Below are 6,000 nucleotides of genomic sequence, written 5' to 3'. Positions count from 1 at the left end.
AAGCTTCAGCGCCTTCATCTCCTTGGCAGCCACCGTCATCCGACTGAGGTGAACGTCAACAAGCCCTAGGAAGGTGTCCCACTGTGAGAAGCCATCAGACGAGCGGGACCTCGTTCAAGCGCTCGCGATGCTGAGTCGGGTCAAGGCATCTACCGAGGGAACGGCCGACTGAGACCGCCTGCTCCGGCAAGTCCAAAGCGCCAAGGCAGGTCCTTTGCCTTGCTGATCCCGATGCGGGGCCCCACCAGCAGTTCGGCCGTCGTGGACGGGAGGGTGATCGAGAAATCAGTCGCGTCAAAGGGGGCGCCGTCGTCTTCGGGGCGGATCCCAAGAGCCTGGGTCAGGCGTCCAGGGCCGCTGCAGAGGAAGGGGCTCCCGCGGCGCATCTGCATGAGCTCCAAACCCACCTGTGGGGTAAGCGCCCGTATCAGCACCGCCTCTCCTGGCCGAGCGACCACGTTGAGACAGAGATGGATGCCATAGGAGCGGTAGATGTAGGCGTGCCCAGTCGGGCCGAACATGGACGCGTTCCTGGGCGTGGGGCCACGGAAGCTATGGGAGGCCGGGTCATCTTGTCCGTAGGCTTCCGTCTCTATGATGATACCTCCGGCGCCTCGAACAAGGAGGTTCGCGCCGATCAGCCGACGGGCAAGGGCAACTGCGTCCAGGCCGGCGACTTGCTCCTGAAAGGGCATCAAGGTCATGACCAGCTCGCGAAGGAGGGCTACACCGGCCCGGTTGGATATCGGTCCCGCTAGCCCAACAGGAACTGGGATCGAAGCCATTCCGTCGTCAAGCATTTCACCTTGATGACCAATGCCCTACAAGCTCTTCACCAGACTGGCGCAGTCATCAGCTCCGGAGAAAAACGGCCCGGAGAGAACGCTTTCGAGCCTCCCAGCGCCGACGCCGGTGAACAGCCTGCGTCGCACAACCCTCGAATGTCACGGAAAAATCCAGTCGCAGCCGGACCGGGAGACACCTTTCGCCAAGGCAAGTGGCGGAGCAGACGAGACTGGCGTCGAACCTTCTCTGCGCTGCGGCCTCATTGCCAGGCGCCCGAACTATCAGCCCGGAACCCGTCAGGCAGAGTATCACATCGAGCCGGATGAACTCAGGCTTGGTGCGGACGTAGCGAAAGGGGGTGCGATTGGTCGTCGTACGAGTGTAGCAGGCGCCTGCTCTGCTCAAGCGGGATGGCCATGACAGCGTCATCTTCAGGGATGCGCAAACCCGCCGGTCCTCAACCAGCTCTCGCATGAGGGCTGCCGGGGCTGCCCATTTTTGGTACGATCCGCCCAACATCAGTGCCGTTTGCAAACAATCGTCCTCGGGCTCGTGGAGGAGCGGGCCCGCGCGACCCTACGCATGCTCAGTCGTCTCCGGAGGCGGCCGGTGCCCCTCCGTTTTCCGAGGGAGGAAGGTTATCGTGTTGATCGACGAGTCAGGGACGGGGCCGGCGGGCGGCCTTTCCGGGTTTTCTTCATCTACGGTCCCACTGCCAGGCCCCTATGTGACCCTCGCCCGGCCACGAACGCGCGCCTTGTGCGAGCTGGCCGCTCGGATGGCGGGTCCCGGGGGATACTACAACATCGGCAACGCCATCGGACTCCTGGGCGGGCTTGCGCTCGCCGCCTGGAACGCCGGCGGCTCGGGCGAGGCCGCCACCGCGGCGGCGGGCTATCTCGCGGGCAGCGGCAGCGCCGTGGCGCTCACGGTCGCCACGCTGGTCTTCTTCTGGAGCGGGGAAGTCTATCACCGCGCCTGGGCGGATCCGGATCGACCCGACGCCCGCCTCAACCGGCAGGGCGATCTTCTGTCAGCCATCGGCGCCGTGGCGCTGGGGATCTCGCTGGCGCTCCTTGGAATGCCTCTGCTGGCCGCGACCGCCGGCCTCATGCACGCCCTCGGCAAGTTCGGCAGCGCGCTGCACCGGCCCGGTGCTCCACCGCCGTTCGGCTGGCCCACAGCCTGGCCCGATCTCTTCCGTAGCGTGGTGCTCCTGAGCCGGGTGCCGGCCACGCTGGCGGCGGCTCTCGCCCTGGCCGCCGGAGTGGCCGGAGCGGGACCCGAGGTGATTGTGCCGGCCCTGCTCGGCCCCGGGGTCCTGCTCCTCTGCAACCTGCTCTGGGCCAGGGCCGACTTGCTGCTGTTCCGGCCGGCGGGCTGACGCAGTGGGCGGCTCGGATGCAACAAGGCGGCCCTCGAAGGGGCCGCCTCGCGTCTCTCGATGGATCTTGCGGCTCAATAGCGGCGGCGACGCCGGCTGAGCCCCTTGCGGACTTTGTTGATGACCCAGCCCGCGGCCAGGCCCTTGAGAATGCCTCTTACCATCTTGGCCTCCATGGCGATGTGTTGCGATCGTGTCTCGAAGAAGAAACGCAGGAGCGCGCGAAAGGTTCTGGCCTCAGGCGGGCCCTGATGGCCGCCACCAATCCCGGCACGGTGGCCAGAGAGGGAAACCGACCGTGCGGCCCAAGGGTTGTTCCGGGTCAAGACGAGGCCGGCGGAGCCGCAGGATCATCCGGGTCTGCCCGCCGGTCCGAGGAGGAGATCCCGATGCAACGCGCGATCACTGCCATCTACCGAACCCGCGACGTCGCCCATCTGGTCCGGGACGAGCTTGAGCGTCTCGGCCTGGCTCGACACCACATCACCGTCATCCACAAGGACGTGCGCACCGCTGACCCGAACGCCGCCGACACGTCCGGAACCGTCGATCCGGCCGACGGCATCGTTCCGGCCGTGGGCACCGCGGGAGGCGCTTATGTGGGAGCGGGCATGGTTCCGGGCGCCTACATGGGCGCGATGCCCGGCTACGGACTGGGAATGCCCGCCTACAGCGAGGCCGATCTTGTCTATGCGGATGCCTTCGACGCTCTTCATGACCTCCATCTGCCGGAGGAAGACACCCGCACTTACCAACAGGCCATCCGCAACGGCGACTACGTCGTCTCTGTCGAGGTGGACGAGGACGCAGATATCGCCCGGATCCAGGAGGTCATGCGCCGCCCGGAGGACGTTCATGACCTGACCGAGCTCGACAAGACCTACCGCGACGCGGTCTATGCCCCGCGCCGCCGTCCGCCGCGCGAGGGCTATCGTGACGGCATGATGGGGCGTCGGGCCGACCTGCAGAACTCACCCACGACGCGCGACTACATCCGGGAGGAGCCCCTCTGGCCTAAAGGCGGCACAGCTTGATTAACCCCGCCAGGCTGACATCCGGCCCGACCAGAAAGGGACCCTCCGGGCCCCTTTCCAAATCCTGAGACCGAGATCGTGTCCATCAGACGTCGAAAAGACCGCCGTCGCCCATATCGTCGCCCACGTCGCCCAGTTCAGGCTCCTCGATGATGCCGCTCGCGTCCGCATCATAGCCGCTGTAGATCCCGGCGCCGAACTCCTCTTCGGTGAGGGCGCCATCCCCGTCCTCGTCCACCTCGCCGAAGGCGGCCATGTCCGTCTCCTCGCCGTAGCCGGCGGTGTATTCCTCCTCGCTCAGGGCTCCGTCATCGTCGGAGTCCCATTCGCCAAAGGCGCCGGTCTCGCCGAAGCCCGCGCCAAACTCTTCCTCGCTCAGGGCCCCGTCGGCGTCGGTGTCCCACGCGCCCACATCCACGGGATCCTCGACGGCCTCCTCCGCCTCCTGAGCGACGGTCGGGGTAGCCAGAAGCAGCGCCAGGGCGGTCGCGCCGGCCAGCTTGGTCCAGTTAGCCATGTCGTCTTCCTCCTGTTGAGCAATCTTCAGGAACGGGCGGAACCTGCCGCCCGGCGCACAACACAGGCTCTGGAGAGATGTTCCAGGAGGCAGCGGGAATCAGCGCAGGGCCGAAGGGAGCAAGTCTGCGCAACTGGGTGCGGCGAAGCAGGAGCGAACAGAAAAGTCGGCCGGCTGAGGACACCCGGCTCTTCGAGGTGGCCCAGCGCCACCTTTCAAAGTCGTCCGCGGCCGGTCCTAATGTCGTGCCTCAGCCTCACGGATGCCCACATCAAGGCAAGGCAAGAGCAACAACTCTGCTGCACGATGACCTTCCGAGCCACCTGACGTTGGGACCCATGCTGCAGCCCATCCTGAAAGCCATCGACAGGTGGTGTCAGACGAATGCGAACTCGTCTCGATTTCTACAGGTGGTCTTGATCTTAGGCGGCACAGAACTGCCGCCATTCGACAGAGGCGGCAGCGCAGGCCTGCTTGTAAACTCGGCGGCTTGTGAGGATTCGTTCCGCGTTGACGAGGTTGTGGACCGAGGAGTCAACAGCGGCGAGCTTCTGTAGGCTGTGGGTCCATCGGAGAAAGATCCCACTACTACAGAGTACGGTAAGCCCGCCGGCCGATATTTGGTAGGAAATTCGTCGGCAATGGTTGGTCTCGGGATCCATTTGTAGCTTTCGCCCCTGCCCGCTCAAGCCAAGGCGCTCCGATAGTTCAGTGGCAGCGATGCGGGTGTGCCTAGTGGGTTAGTGGCACTTCGTCGGGACTAAAGAAGTAAACCAAAATCAGGACGGCGGATTACTCTGTTGCAGCTTTGGCGCTCACGCGCCAGATCGCATTCCCGACGTCGTCTGCGACCAGAAGTGCGCCGTCCCGAGCAACGGCCACTCCTACGGGCCTGCCGCGAGCCTCGCCATCGGGGCCGAGGAAAGCGGTCAGAACTTGGATGGGAGCAGCCGCTGGGGCACCGTCACGGAATGGCACAAAGATCACGTCATAGCCGCTGGGCGGGCGGCGGTTCCACGATCCATGTCGGCCGATGAGGGCTCCTTCCTGAAAGCGCGGCCCGAGGCGGGCTCCTTCAGCAAACACCAGCCCGAGGGGGGCGACGTGGGCGCCGAGTGCATAATCCGGCACGACGGCGCGCGCGACGAGATCCAGCCGGGTCTGATGAACCCTGGGATCGAGGTTGCCTCCCCAGTAGGAGAAAGGCCAGCCGTAGAATTCGCCCTCGCGCACGCGGGTGAGATAGTCCGGAACGAGGTCGCTGCCGAGCTCGTCGCGCTCGTTTACGACGGTCCAGAGCGCACCGGCTTGCGGCTCAAAGTCCATTCCGACCGGGTTGCGCAACCCCGAGGCGAAGACACTTGCGGAACCCGATGCCAGATCGATCTCCCAAATTGCCGCGCGGCCCCGTTCCGCGTCCAAGCCGCTCTCCGCATGGTCGCTGTTCGATCCTACAGAAACGAACAGCTGGCGGCCATCGTCGCTGGCCAGCAGCCCCTTGGTCCAATGATAGTTGGGCGGGTTCGCAGGCAGCGCGAGTACGCGCTCGCCCGGGCCCTCGATGCGCGTTGCGCCCGGCCGGTACCGAAACCGCAGCAAGGCGTCGGTGTTGGCGACATAGAGAGTGTCATCGACGAGAGCCATGCCGAAGGGGGAGGTAAGGCCGTTGAGGAGCACGGTCCGCAGATCGGCAACGCCGTCTCCGTCCTGGTCGCGCAAGAGAGATATCCGGTCTGCGCTCGGCACTTCGGCGCCGGCCACCTGCATCAATTGCTGCTGGAAGAAACCTCTCAAGCTGCGTGGGGGCGCCGGCTGCTTGTTCGTCTCCGCCACCAGCACGTCGCCGTTCGGCAGAACATAGAGCCAGCGCGGATGGTCGAGCCCTTCGGCGAAGGCCACGACCTTCCAAACCCTCCGCCGCGACTGGCGTCTCGCCCGGGAGCCATCCCTCGGCTGGGGCAATATCAATCGTCGGGATGACGCTGCGCTCCGGCGGGGGCAGAGCTGGGTCAGGCCCGATCCCAGCCGAAAGGGGCAAATCGGCGCGCTCACCGCAGCCCGCTAGCAGGAGTGCCGAAAGCGCCACTCTCAAGCCCATGCTGCACATGCACATCTCTCCCGGCCCTGCCCGGCCCAAGCCGAGTCTCGGCCAAGGAGCAATCCGAAGCAAGCCGCGGAAATCGAGCTTCCCGTTCGGTCCAGGTCGGAAGACGTGACCGCCTTCAATGCCCACGGCTGAATTCGTGCCGCCGCATCTCTAATCTTTGCCGTGGTGAACC

At 65.3% G+C, this 6,000-nt stretch carries 5 protein-coding genes; 2 read left to right on the top strand and 3 right to left on the bottom strand.

All coding sequences use genetic code 11. The features are described from left to right. Positions 1–149 precede the first annotated feature (149 nt). On the bottom strand, positions 150–704 hold the full coding sequence (locus FHG71_RS18905) for a DNA-3-methyladenine glycosylase (protein ID WP_425467374.1): 555 nt from the start codon (positions 702–704) through the stop codon (positions 150–152). 860 nt (positions 705–1,564) lie between these two features. Here FHG71_RS18905 and FHG71_RS18900 point away from each other — a divergent pair. Next, entirely contained in the window at positions 1,565–2,170 is a 606-nt protein-coding gene (locus FHG71_RS18900) for a hypothetical protein (protein WP_139083259.1), read from the top strand. A gap of 389 nt (positions 2,171–2,559) precedes the next feature. Beyond that, positions 2,560–3,204: a hypothetical protein gene (locus FHG71_RS18895; RefSeq protein WP_139083258.1), complete on the top strand. Its 645-nt coding sequence runs from the start codon at positions 2,560–2,562 to the stop codon at positions 3,202–3,204. Between the two features lie 85 nt (positions 3,205–3,289). On the opposite strand, the gene FHG71_RS18890 is transcribed toward FHG71_RS18895, so the two are convergent. Beyond that, on the bottom strand, positions 3,290–3,721 hold the full coding sequence (locus FHG71_RS18890; RefSeq protein WP_139083257.1) for an EF-hand domain-containing protein: 432 nt from the start codon (positions 3,719–3,721) through the stop codon (positions 3,290–3,292). A gap of 792 nt (positions 3,722–4,513) precedes the next feature. Further along, positions 4,514–5,620, bottom strand: coding sequence for a PQQ-dependent sugar dehydrogenase (locus tag FHG71_RS18885; RefSeq protein ID WP_218014160.1), 1,107 nt, complete (start codon positions 5,618–5,620; stop codon positions 4,514–4,516). Positions 5,621–6,000 lie beyond the last annotated feature (380 nt).

This window comes from Rubellimicrobium roseum, assembly GCF_006152145.1.
GTDB classification, from domain to species: Bacteria; Pseudomonadota; Alphaproteobacteria; order Rhodobacterales; family Rhodobacteraceae; genus Rubellimicrobium; species Rubellimicrobium roseum.
This window is presented reverse-complemented; position numbering and strand designations above follow the sequence as displayed.

What these genes read in the sequence shown, in the direction of transcription:
- FHG71_RS18905 (WP_425467374.1), bottom strand. Translation starts at nt 704, where the DNA reads ATGACCTTGATGCCCTTTCAGGAGCAAGTCGCCGGCCTGGACGCAGTT.
- FHG71_RS18900 (WP_139083259.1), top strand. Translation starts at nt 1,565, where the DNA reads ATGGCGGGTCCCGGGGGATACTACAACATCGGCAACGCCATCGGACTC.
- FHG71_RS18895 (WP_139083258.1), top strand. Translation starts at nt 2,560, where the DNA reads ATGCAACGCGCGATCACTGCCATCTACCGAACCCGCGACGTCGCCCAT.
- FHG71_RS18890 (WP_139083257.1), bottom strand. Translation starts at nt 3,721, where the DNA reads ATGGCTAACTGGACCAAGCTGGCCGGCGCGACCGCCCTGGCGCTGCTT.